Annotated in this window: 17 protein-coding genes; 9 read left to right on the plus strand and 8 right to left on the minus strand. The window is 70.4% G+C overall.

Translation table 11 applies throughout. The features are described 5' to 3' along the window. Positions 1–13: 13 nt before the first annotated feature. Both AC3ANS_RS16460 and chrA read right to left on the minus strand, forming a co-directional pair. A complete protein-coding gene (locus tag AC3ANS_RS16460) occupies positions 14–619 on the minus strand; it encodes a mycothiol-dependent nitroreductase Rv2466c family protein (protein WP_488292660.1) in 606 nt (201 codons plus the stop codon). A 1-nt stretch (position 620) separates the two neighbouring features. Next, entirely contained in the window at positions 621–1,751 is a 1,131-nt protein-coding gene (chrA, locus tag AC3ANS_RS16465) for a chromate efflux transporter (protein ID WP_488292661.1), read from the minus strand. A 64-nt stretch (positions 1,752–1,815) separates the two neighbouring features. On the opposite strand from chrA, the gene pepN reads away from it, so the two are divergent. Next, positions 1,816–4,356, plus strand: a complete 2,541-nt coding sequence (gene pepN, locus AC3ANS_RS16470) for an aminopeptidase N (RefSeq protein ID WP_488292662.1) — start codon at positions 1,816–1,818, stop codon at positions 4,354–4,356. A 670-nt stretch (positions 4,357–5,026) separates the two neighbouring features. Here pepN and AC3ANS_RS16475 read toward each other — a convergent pair. Both AC3ANS_RS16475 and AC3ANS_RS16480 read right to left on the minus strand, forming a co-directional pair. After that, positions 5,027–5,407: a DUF5130 family protein gene (locus AC3ANS_RS16475; RefSeq protein ID WP_488292663.1), complete on the minus strand. Its 381-nt coding sequence runs from the start codon at positions 5,405–5,407 to the stop codon at positions 5,027–5,029. Next, positions 5,394–5,738: a hypothetical protein gene (locus tag AC3ANS_RS16480; protein ID WP_488292664.1), complete on the minus strand. Its 345-nt coding sequence runs from the start codon at positions 5,736–5,738 to the stop codon at positions 5,394–5,396. The genes AC3ANS_RS16475 and AC3ANS_RS16480 overlap by 14 nt, the downstream gene beginning before the upstream one ends. 66 nt (positions 5,739–5,804) lie before the next feature. Between AC3ANS_RS16480 and AC3ANS_RS16485 the strand changes: the two genes are divergently transcribed. Then, a complete protein-coding gene (locus AC3ANS_RS16485) occupies positions 5,805–6,824 on the plus strand; it encodes a mechanosensitive ion channel family protein (protein WP_488292665.1) in 1,020 nt (339 codons plus the stop codon). A gap of 10 nt (positions 6,825–6,834) precedes the next feature. Here the strand turns inward: AC3ANS_RS16485 and AC3ANS_RS16490 are convergent, their stop codons facing one another. After that, complete coding sequence (locus AC3ANS_RS16490; protein WP_488292666.1) at positions 6,835–7,260, minus strand: OsmC family peroxiredoxin; 426 nt, start codon at positions 7,258–7,260, stop codon at positions 6,835–6,837. A 111-nt stretch (positions 7,261–7,371) separates the two neighbouring features. Between AC3ANS_RS16490 and AC3ANS_RS16495 the strand changes: the two genes are divergently transcribed. From AC3ANS_RS16495 to AC3ANS_RS16510, 4 genes are all read left to right on the plus strand, one after another. Next, the gene (locus tag AC3ANS_RS16495; RefSeq protein WP_488292667.1) at positions 7,372–7,746 is read left to right on the plus strand and encodes a globin; all 375 of its coding nucleotides are present in this window, start codon (positions 7,372–7,374) and stop codon (positions 7,744–7,746) included. A gap of 112 nt (positions 7,747–7,858) precedes the next feature. Then, on the plus strand, positions 7,859–8,410 hold the full coding sequence (locus AC3ANS_RS16500) for a hypothetical protein (protein WP_488292668.1): 552 nt from the start codon (positions 7,859–7,861) through the stop codon (positions 8,408–8,410). Between the two features lie 75 nt (positions 8,411–8,485). Next, a complete protein-coding gene (locus AC3ANS_RS16505; RefSeq protein WP_488292669.1) occupies positions 8,486–9,211 on the plus strand; it encodes a hypothetical protein in 726 nt (241 codons plus the stop codon). Further along, complete coding sequence (locus AC3ANS_RS16510; protein WP_488292670.1) at positions 9,208–9,780, plus strand: RNA polymerase sigma factor; 573 nt, start codon at positions 9,208–9,210, stop codon at positions 9,778–9,780. Before AC3ANS_RS16505 ends, AC3ANS_RS16510 begins: the two co-directional genes overlap by 4 nt. On the opposite strand, the gene AC3ANS_RS16515 is transcribed toward AC3ANS_RS16510, so the two are convergent. Together AC3ANS_RS16515 and AC3ANS_RS16520 are read right to left on the minus strand one after the other, a co-directional pair. Beyond that, on the minus strand, positions 9,744–10,598 hold the full coding sequence (locus AC3ANS_RS16515; RefSeq protein ID WP_488292671.1) for an acyl-CoA thioesterase: 855 nt from the start codon (positions 10,596–10,598) through the stop codon (positions 9,744–9,746). The genes AC3ANS_RS16510 and AC3ANS_RS16515 overlap by 37 nt on opposite strands. Positions 10,599–10,651: 53 nt before the next feature. Further along, complete coding sequence (locus tag AC3ANS_RS16520) at positions 10,652–10,828, minus strand: hypothetical protein (RefSeq protein WP_488292672.1); 177 nt, start codon at positions 10,826–10,828, stop codon at positions 10,652–10,654. Positions 10,829–10,956: 128 nt separating this feature from the next. Here AC3ANS_RS16520 and AC3ANS_RS16525 point away from each other — a divergent pair, with 128 nt between their 5' ends. From AC3ANS_RS16525 to AC3ANS_RS16535, 3 genes are all read left to right on the plus strand, one after another. Further along, entirely contained in the window at positions 10,957–11,541 is a 585-nt protein-coding gene (locus AC3ANS_RS16525) for a TetR/AcrR family transcriptional regulator (protein ID WP_488292673.1), read from the plus strand. A gap of 116 nt (positions 11,542–11,657) precedes the next feature. Further along, on the plus strand, positions 11,658–12,872 hold the full coding sequence (locus tag AC3ANS_RS16530; protein ID WP_488292674.1) for an acetyl-CoA C-acetyltransferase: 1,215 nt from the start codon (positions 11,658–11,660) through the stop codon (positions 12,870–12,872). Between the two features lie 234 nt (positions 12,873–13,106). After that, on the plus strand, positions 13,107–13,601 hold the full coding sequence (locus AC3ANS_RS16535; RefSeq protein WP_488292675.1) for a MarR family winged helix-turn-helix transcriptional regulator: 495 nt from the start codon (positions 13,107–13,109) through the stop codon (positions 13,599–13,601). 271 nt (positions 13,602–13,872) lie between these two features. Here AC3ANS_RS16535 and ettA read toward each other — a convergent pair whose 3' ends face one another. Then, positions 13,873–15,555, minus strand: coding sequence for an energy-dependent translational throttle protein EttA (ettA, locus tag AC3ANS_RS16540; protein ID WP_488292676.1), 1,683 nt, complete (start codon positions 15,553–15,555; stop codon positions 13,873–13,875). Positions 15,556–15,620 lie beyond the last annotated feature (65 nt).

A 15,620-nucleotide genomic window follows, 5' to 3' on the forward strand; every position in this document is an offset into this window, starting at 1 on the left:
GGTAGGGAGGCGCTCAGCTGAAGTCGAGGTCCTCGGTGCGGCTGCGCTTGAGCTCGTAGAAGTGGTCGTAGGCGGACAGCGTGACGAACGCGTCCCACATCCGGCCGGCGTCCTCGCCGCGCGGCGTCTTGCTGATCACCGGCCCGAAGAACGCGTGTCCCTCGAACGCGATCGTGGGCGTGCCGACCTCGTTGCCCACCTGGTCCATGCCGAGGTGGTGGGAGCGCGCGATGGCCTCGTCGTACGACGGGTCGTCCATCGCGTCCGCAAGCGTCAGGTCCAGCCCGGCCTCCTCGAGCGCGGCCTCGATCGTCGCGCGGCTCTTCTCGGCCTCCTCCAGGTGGAAGCGGTTGCCGAGCGCGGTGTAGAGCGGCAGCAGCACCTCCTTGCCGTGCTTCTGCTCCGCGGCCATCAGCACCCGCACCGGGCCCCAGGCAGGCTTGAGGAACTCGCGGTACTCGTCGGGGATGTCCTTGTCCTGGTTGAGGTAGGCCAGGCTCATGATGTGCCAGGTGACCTCGACATCGCGGACCTGCTCGACCTCGAGGATCCAGCGCGAGGTGATCCAGGCGAAGGGACAGACGGGGTCGAACCAGAAATCAGCGTTGGTCTTGGTCATGTCATGCCCAACCGAGCAGGCCGAGGACTATTCCCGCGGCGCCGCCGCCTGCGACGTACCAGGCGGAGTTGAGGCGAGTGCGCCACAGCAGGAGGAGCGTGCCGCCGAAGATCGCCACCGTCCAGCCGTCGACGATCGCCTCACGAGCCAGCTCCCATGACACTCCAGCCATCAACGCCAGGGCGGTCGCGTTGAGGCCGTCGAGCATCGTCGAGGTCCACGGCGAGGAGCGGAGCCGGTCGGTGAGCCGGGTCAGGAGTCCGACGAAGACGAACGAGGGCAAGAAGATGCCGACCGTCGCGACGAACGCACCGGGGACCCCCGCGACGAGGTAGCCCAGGAAGGTCGCGGTCGTGAACACCGGGCCCGGCGTCACCTGACCGATCGAGATCGCGTCGAGGAGCTGCTGGTGGGTGACCCACCCGAGCCGGTCGACGAAGTCTCCCTCCAGGAAGGCCAGCAGCACGTAGCCGCTGCCGTAGAGCACCGACCCGATCTTCAGCATCGTCACGAACAGCTGGCCGAGCTGCCCGGCCGTCGGGTCGGGGAACAGCACCGCCAGCGGCGCGACCAGTGCCGAGCGCGATCCGGGCGCGTGGCGTGCCAGCCGCGCCAGGCCCGCTACGGCGGCGCCCCCGAACAGCACGACGAGCTCGTTGACACCCAGGAGGTACGCCGCGAGCCCGGCCACGGTCAGCGCGCCCAGCCAGGCGTTCTTGACCACGGTGCGGGTCAGCCCGACCAGCGCCCAGGCGACGATGCCGAGGACCGCCGGGACCACGCCGTAGAGCAGCCACTCGGCCGACGGGGTGTCGCCGTACCGGACGTAGGCCCAGGCCAGGCCGGTGACGATCAGCGCCGCGGGCAGGATGAAGCACAGGCCGGCGAGGACCAGCCCGCGGCCACGGGCGCGATCGTGACCGAGATGGATCGCCAGCTCCGTGGAGTTGGGTCCCGGGATCAGGTTGGTGGCACCCATCAGGTCCACGAAGCGCTCGTCGGTGACCCAGCCGCGGCGGCGCACCAGCTCCTCGCGCATCATCGCGGTGTGCGCAACCGGCCCGCCGAACGCGACGATCCCGAGCCGCAGGAACACCAGCGCGACCTCGCGGCTCCGGCTCGGCTCGCTCACGGCGTCATCATGCCGGGTCGATCTGCTTTCCCACGGCGACGACCCGGGTGGCAGGATGCCTCGCATGCCTGGAACCAATCTCACCCGGGACGAGGCCGCGACCCGCGCCGCGCTCCTGGACGTCACGTCGTACGCCATCGACCTGGACCTCACGACCAATGACACGACCTTCGGATCGACGACCACGATCCGCTTCACGTGCACCGAGCCGGGAGCCGAGACGTTCGCCGACCTCGTCGACGCGACCGTCCACGAGATCACGCTGAACGGTGTCGCGATCGACCCGGCGTCGGCGTACGCCGACAGCCGGATCGCGCTGACCGGTCTGGCGGCCGAAAACGAGCTCGTCGTGCGTGCCGACTGCACCTACTCCCGCACCGGCGAGGGTCTGCACCGGTTCGTCGACCCCGCCGACGACCGCGTCTACCTGTACTCCCAGTTCGAGGTCCCGGACGCCCGCCGCGTCTACACGACGTTCGAGCAGCCGGACCTCAAGGCGCCGTTCACCTTCACGGTGACCGCCCCCGAGCACTGGAAGGTCGTCTCGAACTCCCCCTCGCCGGAGCCCGAGCCCACCGGCGACGGCAAGGCCGTGTGGAGGTTCGCGCCGACGAAGCGGATCTCGACGTACATCACCGCGATCGTCGCCGGTGAGTACCACGAGGTGCAGCACGTCTACCGAGGCAAGCACGGCGACATCCCGCTCGGCCACTACTGCCGCCAGTCGCTCGTCGAGCACCTCGACGTCGAGGAGCTCGTGAAGATCACCGAGCAGGGCTTCGGGTTCTTCGAGGATGCCTTCGACTACCCGTACCCGTTCGGCAAGTACGACCAGCTCTACGTGCCGGAGTACAACATGGGCGCGATGGAGAACGCCGGCTGCGTCACGCTGCGCGACGAGTACCTCCCGCGCAGCCGCCAGGACCGGGCGTTCTACGAGTTCCGCGTCGAGGTGATCCTCCACGAGATGGCGCACATGTGGTTCGGCGACCTCGTGACGATGAAGTGGTGGGACGACCTCTGGCTCAACGAGTCCTTCGCCGAGTGGGCCTGCTACCACGCCGCGGTCGAGGCCACGGAGTTCACCGACGTGTGGACCGGGTTCACCAACGCGCGCAAGCAGACCGGCTACCGCCAGGACCAGATGCCGAGCACGCACCCGATCGCCGCCGACAACGTCGACCTGCGTGCGGTCGAGGTCAACTTCGACATGATCACCTACGCCAAGGGCGCATCGGTGCTCAAGCAGCTGGTCGCCTGGGTCGGGCTCGACCCGTTCCTGGCCGGGCTGCGTCAGTACTTCAAGGACTTCGAGTTCTCCAACTCCGAGTTCAGCGACCTGCTGTCCGCACTCGAGAAGGCCTCGGGCCGTGAGCTCGCCGGCTGGGCGCAGGAGTGGCTGCAGACCGCCGGCGTGAACACGCTCGCGCCGCGCTTCGAGCTCGACGCCGATGGTCGCTACACCTCGTTCAGCGTCGAGCAGACCGCGCACCCGGACTGGCCGACGCTGCGCCGGCACCGCATCGGCATCGGCATGTACGACGAGGTGGGCGGCCGGCTCGTGCGCCGTTCCGCCATCGAGGTCGACGTCGAGGGCGCCTCGACCGAGATCGCCGAGCTGGTCGGCGAGCAGCAGCCCGACCTGCTGCTGCTCAACGAGGGCGACCTCACCTACGCCAAGATCCGGCTCGACGAGCGCTCGCTCGCGACCGTGATCGGCGGGCTCTCGAAGCTCGACGACTCCCTGGCTCGCGCCCTGGTCTGGGGTGCGGCGTGGGACATGACCCGCGACGCCGAGATGGCGGCCACCGACTTCATCGCGCTGGTCCTCGCCAACATCGGTGCGGAGAGCGACGCGTGGGGCATCAACCGGATCCCGACGTACGCGCTGCAGGCGGTGAACAACTACTCCGCGCCGGCGCACCGCGCGGAGACCCGGGACCGCTACGAGGCCGGGCTGCGTGAGCTGATGCTCGCGGCTGCCCCGGGCAGCGACCACCAGCTCACGTTCGTGCGGGCGTTCTCCGCCGTCGCCCACAGCGAGCAGGCGATCGCGGACCTCGAGGCGCTGCTGGACGGCGGGCTCGAGATCGAGGGGCTCGCGGTCGACCAGGACCTGCGCTGGACCCTGCTCACCGCGCTGGCCGTCAACGGCCGCGAGGGCGACCGCATCGAGACCGAGGCGGCTGCCGACAACACGATCTCCGGTCAGGAGCACGCCGCGGCCGCTCGGGCCTCCCGCCCGACGCCCGAGGCGAAGGCCGAGGCGTGGGAGATCGCCATGGTGCGAGACGACGTCCCCAACGAGACCCAGCGCAGCGTGGTGCTGGCCTTCCAGCGGGTCGGCCAGGACGAGGTGCTCACGCCGTACGTCGAGAAGTACCTCGCCGCCGCCGACAAGATGTGGGAGGAGAAGGGCACCCAGCGGGCCTCGACCGCACTGGAGTTCATCTTCCCGCGCCAGCTGGCCAGCCAGGAGCTCCTCGCGCGCGTCGACGCCTGGCTGGAGTCCTCCCCCGCCAACCCGGCCGCGAAGCGCTACGTCCGCGAAGGCCGCGCCGACCTCGCCCGGGCGCTCGCCGCCCAGGCCAAGGACGCCGAGTAGGCACCAGTTTCCCGCTGAGCACGCCGAGTCGGCGCCAGTTTCTGGAAACTGGCGCCGACTCGGCGTTTCACCCATCGAGTCGGCGCAACTGCTCGCCCCCAGAGGCTCGAGTCGGCGCAACTGCTCGCCCCCAGAGGCCCGAGTCGGCGCAACTGCTCGCCCCCAGAGGCCCGAGTCGGCGCAACTGCTCGCCCGCAGAGGCCCGAGTCGGCGCAACTGCTCACCCCCAGAGGCCCGAGTCGGCGCAACTGCTCACCCGCAGAGGCCCGAGTCGGCGTTGGTTCTCGGCACGCGGTCAATCCCATCTGCAGACGCGCCGACTCTGCAGCCCTACGACGTGCAGACGCGCCGACTCTGCAGCCCTACGACGTGCAGACGCGCCGACTCGGCAGCCCTACAACGTGCAGACGCGCCGACTCGGCAGCCCTACAACGTGCAGACGCGCCGACTCGGCAGCCCTACAACGTGCAGACGCGCCGACTCGGCAGCCCTACAACGTGCAGACGCGCCGACTCGGCAGCCCTACAACGTGCAGACGCGCCGACTCGGCAGCCCTACAACGTGCAGACGCGCCGACTCGGCAGCCCTACGACGTGCAGACGCGCCGACTCTGCAGCCCTACGACGTGCAGACGCGCCGACTCGGCGTATTGCGGCCTGAAGCGCGTGGGTCAGTCGGTGTGGAGCGTCTGCGGGGCGCGAGCGTGGTCGGCCAGCATCTGCAGGCCCCGGCGCAGGCCGCCCACGAGGTCGCCCGTGGCGAACGAGCTCTGCATCTGGGCCGCGCTCAGCTCGACCTCCTGGTCGGTGAGGTGGCGACGTACGACGGAGCCGGTGACGATCTCCAGGGCCCGGACCGCGGGATCGACCAGGACCAGGACGCTCCGCTCCGGGGCGACCAGGGATGCGTGCAGCCGGGCGGCGAACTCGTGCGGCTCACCCTCGGCGCGGCCGACGAACACGCTGAACTCGTAGCGCGCGACCTGCTCGGCGGACCGGATCGCCTCCTCGATCGCGAAGCGCTCGGGGCCGGTGAACTCACCAGCGCGCACTGGTGCCCCCGGTGGGCTCGTCGGCCGGTGCCGCCAGCTCGGCGGTGCCCTGGCGCGGCCCGCCGAACCACTGGTCCTCGGGCGCGTGGGCGTTCGCGGTCACGCGCTGGCCGCGCGCCCGGCCCTGGGCGAGGACCAGCAGCGTGATCACGAGGATCAGCAGCAGCGGGATGCCGCCCAGCACGAGCAGCGCATGCGTGGGGTTGACCGGGTCGGGGGTGTCCCAGCCCTCAGGCACGTCGGCCCCAGCAGGGCCGGACGCCACGAGGACCAGTGCCCCGGCGAGGAGAACGACGGCGGTACGACGGAGCAGGTGCGCGAGCGTGGTCACGGGCAGAAGGGTAACGCCCCCACCACCCCTCGCCCGACCTTGCCCGGTGCGGTAGACATGGGGCCCATGTTCGGGTTCGACGACACGCAGTGTGACCCCTCCGACACGCTCTGCAAGACCGTCCTGGACTGGACCCACCGCCAGAAGCTCGCCAACGCCTCCGACATCTTGATCGGCAAGCCGCTGGCCATCATCGGACTGCTGATCTTGATGATGGTCGTGCGCTGGCTGCTGCACCGGCTGGTGGACCGGCTCGTGCTGCGCGCCGAGGACGGCGTCCTCCCCGACCGGATGAGCCGGTTCGGCCTGCGGGGCAAGGCTGCTCAGGAGGCGACCGCCCAGGACCTCGCTGCCTCGACGCGGCGCGTCCAGCGCGCCAAGACGATGGGCGACCTGCTCAAGAGCGTCATCACGGGCCTCCTGGTGGCGGTCTTCGGCACGATGATGCTCAGCGAGATCGGCGTCGACATCGCCCCGATCATCGCCAGCGCCGGCATCATCGGCATCGCGCTCGGTTTCGGCGCCCAGTCGCTGGTCAAGGACTTCCTGTCCGGCGTCTTCATGATCTTCGAGGACCAGTACGGCGTGGGCGACGTCGTCGACGTGGGCGAGGCCAGCGGGACCGTGGAGGCGGTGAGCCTGCGGGTCACCCGGCTGCGCGACCTCAACGGCACGGTCTGGTACGTCCCGAACGGCGAGATCCTCCGCGTCGGCAACATGAGCCAGAACTGGTCGCGCGCCGTGGTCGACGTCTCGGTGGCGTACGGCGAGGACATCGCCCGGGTCACGCGGGTGCTCAAGGACATCGCGCACGACCTGTGGGATGACGACGACTTCCGCGGCCTGGTGATCGAGGAGCCCGAGGTGACCGGTGTCGAGGTGCTCGGCCCCGAGTCGGTGACCCTCCGGGTGCTGCTCAAGACCGCGCCCATGGAGCAGTGGGGTGTGGCCCGCGAGCTGCGCCAGCGGATCAAGGCCCGCTTCGACCACGAGGGCATCGAGATCCCCCTGCCCCAGCGGGTGGTGTGGCACCGAGACGAGCAGACGGGCCCCGCCCCCGAGGGAGCGGAGCCCGTCGACGGCTGACGAGCGGTCGCTAGGCGAGCTTCGCCTCGAGCGTGATCGTCGTGCCGGCGAGCGCCTGGCTGACCGGGCAGCCCTCCTTGGCGGCCTGGGCAGCGGCGACGAAGTCGTCGTTGCTCATGCCCTCGACCACACCGGTGACGCTGAGCTTGATGCCGGTGATGCCGGTGCCGGGGGTGAACTCGACCTCGGCGCTGGTGTCCAGCGAGGTCGGCGGGGTGCCGGCCTTGGCCAGGCCGTTGGACAGCGCCATCGAGAAGCAGGACGAGTGCGCGGCCGCGATCAGCTCCTCGGGGCTGGTCTTGCCGTTCGCCTCCTCGGCGCGCGAGGGCCAGGAGACGTCGTAGGTCCCGATCCCGGAGGACTCGAGGGTGACCTTGCCGGCCCCCTCGAAGAGGCTGCCTTCCCAGTGCGTGGTGGCGGTGCGAGTCGTTGCCATGTGCGGATCACTCCTCATGCGTTGGGGGGTGCGTTGGCCCGTGAGTCCAGAACATCCGGAGTCTTGCACGCCGCTGGAAGACGTTCACCGTCCGACCGCCAGAATGGTCGGGTGAGCACGTTCTACGAGGAGATCGGCGGCTTGGAGACCTTCCGCCGCATCGTCGCGAGGTTCTACGAGGGCGTCGCCGAGGACCCCGTGCTCCGGCCGCTGTACCCCGAGGAGGACCTCGGGCCGGCGGAGGAGCGGTTCCTCCTCTTTCTGGTGCAGTACTGGGGCGGCCCCACGACGTACTCCGACAACCGCGGCCACCCCCGGCTGCGGATGCGGCACGCGCCGTTCGCGGTCACGCCGGAGGCCAAGGAGCACTGGCTGATGCACTTCCGTGCCGGGCTCGACGAGGTCGCCCTCAGCCCCGAGCAGGACGCGCAGTTCTGGGACTACGTCACCCACGCCGCACAGTTCATGGTCAACAGCCTCGAGTGAGTCAGCGCAAAAGAATCTCGGCCTCCGTGTAACACCGGTCCGTGGTCGCGACAGGTGAAGGGTGAGCGGCGGACATCCGCCGGACCCATCCCCCGACACAGGAGGCCTGAGCATGCGCAGGACCACCACCGCTGTCACCGCGACCGCGGCCCTCGCCGCCGCACTCAGCTTCGGTACGGCGTACGCGACCCAGGGCGGCGCGAACAGCGACGACACCAGCACCACGACGAGCACGAGCTCGAGCTCGCCGGTGCTGAACAAGACCGGCCACGAGGTCGATGAGCACGCCGCCGCCGGCCAGGCCCGCGCCGCCGAGGCTCGGGCCCAGCACGAGGCCACGCAGACCCCGACCCCCACCGCGACGGCCACCGAGACCGAGGCACCCGAGACCGAGGCACCGGAGCCGAGCGAGACGGCGACCGAGACCGAGGCCCCCGAGACCGAGGCGCCCGAGACCGAGGGCCCGAACGAGCACGCGGGCACCCACCCCGACACCCACGCCCTCACTGGTGGCACCGAGCACGGCCACGACGGCGAGCACGGCCACCAGGGCGACGACCAGGGTGACGACCAGGGTGACGACTGTGACCACGGCGACGGCCCGAACGAGCACGCCGGCGACCACCCCGACGAGCACGCCGTTCCGGCCCCCTCGGAGGGCTGACCCCCCAGGACCGGCGGTTCCGGCGTGACCCACCCCCGACTAACGTCGGAACCGCCAACCCTGGGAGGAGACCACATGGCCGACCACCCCGCTCCCGGCGCGCAGCTGCGTACGCCGGCTCCGACCCTGGAGCCGGACGACGTCTTCCTCGCGCGCCTGAGTTCGCTCGCCGCGGCCGGAGCACCTGCACCGGCAAGCGCAGCGGCACCGCGCGTGACCTGGCGCGTGGGCCTGGCCGCGGCGAGTGTCGCGGCTGTGCTGGTCGGCGCCGCGTGGGTCGGCGGGCTGGGCCCGGCCGAGTCGCCGGCACCACCGACGGGTCCGGCGAGCACCCCCGGCGATCCCACACCCAACACCGACGTGTCGCCGAGCGGACCGACACCCACCCCCGAGAGCTCGATCGGCGGCGCCCCCTCCGGCACCCCGGCGGGCCCCGGCCAGGGTCTCCTCCAGCACTCCACCGGCGGCGACCACGCAGGCGGCCCCGCCGGCCAGGGCGACCAGGGCGACCAGGGCCCGGGCAACCAGGGCCAGGGCGACGGCAGCCACAGCCAGGGCGATGACCAGGGCCAGGGCGGCCAAGGCGGCGGCGATCAAGGCCAGGGCGACAGCCAGGGCGACAGCCACGGCCACCAGAGCCAGGTCCCCGACGAACACGCCGGGGACCACCCCGACGACCACGCGTCCGACCACCCCGCCCCGCAGGCCTCCTCGCTGGCGACGGGGCACGCGGACGACGCAGCAGACACGGCCGTCGGCGATCAGCCCGGCGGCGGAGCGGGTGGCAGACCAGCCCGGTGAGCACCGACGACGAGCTGGTGGCGTCCGCGAAGCGCGGTGACGCCGAGGCCTGGCGCGCCCTCTACCGCGATCACGCGGGTCGCCTGCTCGTCTGGCTGAGCACCCGTCCCACCAACGACAGCGCGATCACCGCCGAGGACCTCGCCGCCGAGGCCTGGCTGGTCGCCGCCGAGAAGGTGCACGACTTCCGCGGCACGTCGTCGGACTTCGCCGGCTGGCTGTTCGGCATCGCCCGCAACCTCGGCGGCAACACCCACCGCCGCAGCCAGCGGCGCAGCACCTACGCGACCGACCCCCATGAGCTCGGTGAGCCCGGTGTCGTCGTCGGGCCGGAGCCGGCGTACGCCGCCCAGGACTGGGTGATCCGCGCTCTCGCGACGCTGCCACGTCGGGAGCGCGACGTCGTCGGCTGCCTCGATGTGGTCGGCCTCGACGTGGAGACGACGGCTCGCGCCCTCGGGATGTCCTCGGTGGCGGTGCGGGTCGCGCGCCATCGCGGCCTCAAGCGCCTGCGGCTGAGTACGCCGGACGCTCAGGACACCAGCAACGAGCGCAGTCCCTCGAGGTAGGCCTCCGGCGGCGCGACAGAGCGCTCGGTGCGCGCGTCGAAGAACACCATCGCGACGCGGGCCCGGGCGAGCACGGTGTCACCATCGAGGATCAGCGACTCGATCGTCGCCGAGCGCTGGCCCACGCGCGACGCCCAGGACCAGGCGTCGTACGGCTCGGGCCGGAAGAGGATCGGGACGCGGTAGTCGACGTCGGTCTGGGCGACCACCAGTGAGATCGGGTCGAGCCCCGCCCACAGGTCGGCGGTCAGCTGGATCCGGGCTTCCTGGAGGTACTCGAAGTACTTCACGTTGTTGACGTGCCCGTAGACGTCGACGTCGGAGAAGCGGACCTGCACGGGCGCGTGAACCGCGCCGGCCGGACGCGCGCTCGCCAGCGGCACCCGTGGCGCCGGGTCGTCAGGCTCCAGGAACACCGCCAAGCTCTGCCGCTCGTCCTCGGTGAGCCGGCGGGGTTGCTCACGCGCGAACACGTACGGCGTCAGCACGGTCTTGGCGCGCACGTAGACGCGCCGCTCCCCGTCCGGGTGGTCGTGGAAGATCTCGTAGGCGATGGTGAACGTGGCCGCCCGGATCTCGGTGACCCAGGACTCGATGGTCACCGGCTCGAACCCGAACGCGAGCGGGGCGAGGTAGCTGACCTCGTGTCGCACGACCACGACGCCCTCGGCCAGGTCACCGGTGTGTGCGGCGGGACCGTGGGTGCGGAGCATGTCCACGCGGGCCTCTTGGAGGTAGTCCACGTAGACGACGTTGTTGACGTGCCCCAGCAGGTCCAGGTCGGCCCAGCGCAGGGGGCACCGGTAGGTGTGCCGCACGTGCCGATGCTGCCAGACGTCCGCGGCGCCGACGTTCAGGCAGCCCCGGGTGATCAGTGCGTGAGAACCATGCGGCGGTAGTGCGTGCGCACGGACTCGTGGTGGGCCAGCCGGTCGCGGCGGTTGGTGACGACGAACTCGACGAGGACGCCGAGGGCGACGAGGGTGGCGATCACGCCGAAGACGACGAAGGCCATCCCCACCGCGCCGAGAGTGGAGTAGAAGACCATGACGAATACCTTTCTACAGATGTAGACTCTACGTATGTAGAAGGTATCCCGGGCCCTCCCCGGGGACAACCGACAGGGGTAGTGTCCCGCCTCACAGGGCACCCAGAGGTCGCCGCAGAGAGGTCGTGATGTCCGCGAGCCCGCGCCGTCGTCAGCTGCTCGAGGCGGCACTCCACGTGATCGCCGACGAGGGGCTGCGCGGCCTCACGCACCGGGCCGTCGATCGGCGCGCCGGCCTCCCCGAGGGCACCTGCTCGGCCTACTTGCGCACCCGGTCCGCCCTGCAGGCAGCTCTCACCGAGTACGTCGCCGACGCCCTGCTCGCCGATGTCGACGCGCTCGCCGAGCAGCTGCGTGACGACTGCCAGGGCGACCAGGAGAGCGTCGAGGCCGCCCTCTCGCTGTTCCTGCGCTGGCTCGACCAGCGCGAGCTGCTGCTGGCCCGCCTCGAGCTCAGCATGGCCGCGACCCGCGACCCGGACCTGGCCCGGGTGCTGGCCGGCCACCGGGCCCGGCTGATCACGCTCGTCGAGGGGATCATGACGACGACCGGACAGGAGGACGTTCGCGACCGCGCGGAGGCGCTGGTGGCGTCGTACGACGGGGTCCTGCTGGCCGCCCTGCTCCGTCCCACCGCCGACCGCCCGGCGTACCTCGTCCGCTCGCTGGAGCTGATCGGCGAGCAGCTCTCGGGCGACCCCGCCGACGCGTGAGGGCGTGACGAGCGTCTCGTCCGGAGCCCTAGAACACGGTCTAATCTGGCCGGGCACCGAGACCCGTCCCCGAACCACCCCCGATCGCCACCGATCACGACCCAGATGGAGCACGCATGCCCGAGGCAGTCATCGTTTCCGCCGCCCGCTCCCCCATCGGCCGAGCCAACAAGGGCTCGCTGAAGGACCTGCGACCCGACGACCTGAGCGCGCTGATCATCAAGACCGCGCTGGACAAGGTAGAGGGGCTCGACCCCAACACCGTCGACGACGTCTACCTCGGCTGTGGACTGCCCGGCGGCGAGTCCGGCAACAACATGGCCCGGATCGTGAACGTCCTCAACGGCATGGACGCGGTCCCGGGCGCCACCGTGACGCGCTACTGCGCCTCCTCGGTGCAGACCACGCGGATGGCCTTCCACGCGATCAAGGCCGGCGAGGGCGACATCTTCGTGTCCGCCGGCGTCGAGACCGTGTCCCGGTTCGCGAAGGGCACCTCCGACCACTGGCCCGACACCAAGAACCCGGTGTACGACGAGGCGATGGCCCGCACCGAGAAGACCGCGCAGGGTGGCGTCGACTGGCACGACCCGCGCGAGGACGGGCTGATCCCCGACGCCTACATCGCGATGGGTCAGACCGCCGAGAACGTCGCCCGGCTGCGCAAGCTGGACCGCAAGGAGCTCGACGAGTTCGGCGTGCGTTCGCAGAACCTCGCCGAGAAGGCGATCAACGACGGCTTCTGGGCGCGTGAGATCACCCCGGTGACCACTCCCGACGGCACCGTCGTCAGCACCGACGACGGCCCCCGGGCCGGCGTGACCTACGACGCGATCTCCCAGCTCCAGCCGGTGTTCCGGCCCGACGGTGTCGTGACCGCCGGCAACTGCTGCGCGCTCAACGACGGTGCCGCCGCCGTCGTGATCATGTCCGACACCAAGGCCGCCGAGCTCGGTGTGAAGCCGCTGGCGCGGATCGTCGCCACCGGCGTCAGCGGCCTGTCGCCCGAGATCATGGGCCTGGGCCCGGTCGAGGCGACCCGGCGGGCGCTCGCCAACGCGAAGATGAGCATCGGCGACATCGACCTGGTGGAGATCAACGAGGCGTTCGCGGCTCAGGTGGTCCCGTCGTACCAGGACCTGGGCATCGACCTCGACCGGCTCAACATCAACGGTGGCGCGATCGCCGTGGGCCACCCGTTCGGCATGACCGGCGCCCGGCTGCAGAACACGATGCTGAACTCCTTGGACTGGCACGACAAGTCGACCGGCCTGATCACCATGTGCGTGGGCGGCGGCCAGGGCATGGCGCTGATCCTCGAGCGGATCTAGTGGGGGCGCGAAGCGAACCCACTGAAGGTGGTCGAGCGAGCCGCGCGCCCGAGCTTGCGAGGTCGCGACCGGCGTGTCGAGACCGGAACGTGCAGTAACGCGGACACAGCCGCCCGCGGAGTCGAACGCCCGGCCGCGTCGCGCGGCCGGGCGTTCGGCCCGTCCGGCGGAGGTCACACCGTCGAACCGGCCAAGCACCCCTCTGGCCTCGCTGTGACGTCCTACACTGCCGGGGTGAGCGACATCGGGGGTAACGAGACGCGCTGGCTCGACGACGACGAGCAGCGCTCCTGGCGGGCCCTGCTGATGGGGATGACCCTGCTCCTGGACCGCCTCGACGACGACCTGCGCCGACGGTGCGACCTGTCGCTGGTCGAGTACGAGATCCTGGTCCGCCTCTCCGAGGCCGAGGACCGCCGGATGCGGATGGCCCACCTGGCCGACGCGCTCGCCCACAGCCGCAGCCGGGTGACCCACACGGTGGCGCGCATGGAGCACGCCGGGCTCGTGCAGCGTCGCAGCTCCCCCGACGACGGGCGCGGCGTCGTGGCGACCATGACCGACAAGGGGTTCGACTTGCTGGAGCGGATGGCCCCGGTCCACGTCGAGGGCGTGCGTGCCCACCTGGTCGACCTCGTGGACCACGAGGACTTCCTGGCCGTCGGCCGGGTGATGAACGCCGTCTCCGACCACCTCGTCGAAGGTCACCCCGCCATGGAGATTCGCTGACCTCGATCGGCGTCAGCCGATCGAAGGCAGGGCGACGACCGGATCAGCGCCCTGCCTTCGCTTCCGGGGTCTCGACAAGCTCGACCAACGGCGGTGGTTCGAGGCTCGCTCCGCTCGCACCTCAACCAGCGGCGACGCGAGCGCGTCGAAACCCGGTGAGTGAAGGCAGGGCGACGAGCGGATCAGCGCCCTGCCGTCGCTTCCGGGGTCTCGACAAGCTCGACCAACGGCGGTGGTTTCGAGGCTCGCACCTCAACCACCGGCGACGCGCTCAGTCGCGCGTGAGGCGCCGGTGGGTGACCCGGTGCGGCCGGGCGGCCTCGAGACCGAGGCGCTCGATCTTGTTCTCCTCGTAGGAGGCGAAGTTGCCCTCGAACCAGAACCACTTCGCGTCGTCCTCGTCGTCGCCCTCCCAGGCGAGGATGTGGGTGGCGACCCGGTCGAGGAACCACCGGTCGTGGGAGGTGACCACGGCGCAGCCGGGGAAGTCGAGGATCGCGTCCTCGAGCGACGACAGCGTCTCGACGTCGAGGTCGTTGGTCGGCTCGTCGAGCAGCAGCACGTTGCCACCCATCTTGAGCGTGAGCGCGAGGTTGAGTCGGTTGCGCTCGCCACCGGACAGAACGCCGGCCTTCTTCTGCTGGTCGGGGCCCTTGAAACCGAACGAGGCGACGTAGGCGCGCGAGTTCATCTCGAAGTTCGCGACCTTGATGAAGTCCAGTCCGTCGGAGACGACCTCCCAGACGTTCTTGTTGGGGTCGATGCCGCCGCGGCTCTGGTCGACGTAGGAGATCTTCACGGTCTGGCCGACGTTGAGTGTGCCCTCGTCGGGCTCCTCGTTGCCGGTGATCATCCGGAACAGCGTGGTCTTGCCGACCCCGTTGGGACCGATGACGCCGACGATGCCGGCGCGGGGCAGCGTGAACGAGAGGTCGTGCATGAGCGTGCGACCCTCGAAGCCCTTGGTCAGGCCCTTGGCCTCGAGCACGACGTCACCGAGCCGGGGCCCGGCCGGGATGTTGATCTCGGAGGTGTCGATCTTGCGGGCGCGGTCGGCCTCGGCCGCCAGCTCCTCGTAGCGGGCCAGGCGCGACTTGCTCTTCGCCTGCCGTGCCTTGGGGTTGGAGCGGACCCACTCCAGCTCCTTCTCGAGCATCCGGGCGCGCTTGGCGTCCTTTTGGCCCTCGATCTTGAGCCGGTCCTTCTTCGTCTCCAGGTACGTCGAGTAGTTGCCCTCGTAGCCGTGGACCTGGCCACGGTCGACCTCGGCGATCCACTCGGCGACGTTGTCGAGGAAGTACCGGTCGTGGGTGACGGCCAAGACGGCGCCCGGGTAGGACTTGAGGTGGCCCTCGAGCCACTGCACGGACTCGGCGTCGAGGTGGTTGGTCGGCTCGTCGAGCAGCAGCAGGTCGGGCTGCTGGAGCAGCAGCTTGCACAGCGCCACCCGGCGGCGCTCGCCACCGGACAGGTTGTCGACGATCGACTCGGGAGGCGGGCAGCGCAGCGCGTCCATCGCCTGGTCGAGTCGGCTGTCGAGGTCCCACGCGTTGGCGTGGTCGAGCTCGGTCTGGAGGTTGCCGGCCTCCTCGTTCAGCTTGTCGAGGTCGGCGTCGGGGTCACCCATCGACATGTAGAGCGCGTCGAGGCGGGCCATCTTGCCCTTGAGCTCGCTGACGGCCTCCTCGACGTTCTCGAGCACGGTCTTGCCCTCGGTGAGCGGCGGCTCCTGCTGGAGCATCCCCACCGTGGCGTCGGGGTCCAGGATCGCGTCGCCGTTGTTGGGGTGGTCGAGCCCGGCCATGATCTTCAGCAGCGAGGACTTGCCGGCGCCGTTGGGGCCGACCACACCGATCTTCGCCCCGTGCAGGAAAGACAGGGTCACGTTGTCGAGGACGACCTTGTCGCCGTGGGCCTTGCGCACATTGCGCAGGGTGAACACATATTCCGCCATGGTCCCCGAGCCTAGTTGGCGAACGGGCATGAGACCTGATCGGGGGCGCGCAGCGTCAGTAGGGT

The sequence above is a fragment of the Nocardia sp. 149-1B genome (genome assembly GCF_057747975.1).

Coding starts and splice junctions, on each gene's coding strand:
- AC3ANS_RS16460 (WP_488292660.1), bottom strand. CDS start 619: ATGACCAAGACCAACGCTGATTTCTGGTTCGACCCCGTCTGTCCCTTC.
- pepN (WP_488292662.1), top strand. CDS start 1,816: ATGCCTGGAACCAATCTCACCCGGGACGAGGCCGCGACCCGCGCCGCG.
- AC3ANS_RS16485 (WP_488292665.1), top strand. CDS start 5,805: ATGTTCGGGTTCGACGACACGCAGTGTGACCCCTCCGACACGCTCTGC.
- AC3ANS_RS16490 (WP_488292666.1), bottom strand. CDS start 7,260: ATGGCAACGACTCGCACCGCCACCACGCACTGGGAAGGCAGCCTCTTC.
- AC3ANS_RS16500 (WP_488292668.1), top strand. CDS start 7,859: ATGCGCAGGACCACCACCGCTGTCACCGCGACCGCGGCCCTCGCCGCC.
- AC3ANS_RS16505 (WP_488292669.1), top strand. CDS start 8,486: ATGGCCGACCACCCCGCTCCCGGCGCGCAGCTGCGTACGCCGGCTCCG.
- AC3ANS_RS16520 (WP_488292672.1), bottom strand. CDS start 10,828: ATGGTCTTCTACTCCACTCTCGGCGCGGTGGGGATGGCCTTCGTCGTC.
- AC3ANS_RS16525 (WP_488292673.1), top strand. CDS start 10,957: ATGTCCGCGAGCCCGCGCCGTCGTCAGCTGCTCGAGGCGGCACTCCAC.
- AC3ANS_RS16530 (WP_488292674.1), top strand. CDS start 11,658: ATGCCCGAGGCAGTCATCGTTTCCGCCGCCCGCTCCCCCATCGGCCGA.
- ettA (WP_488292676.1), bottom strand. CDS start 15,555: ATGGCGGAATATGTGTTCACCCTGCGCAATGTGCGCAAGGCCCACGGC.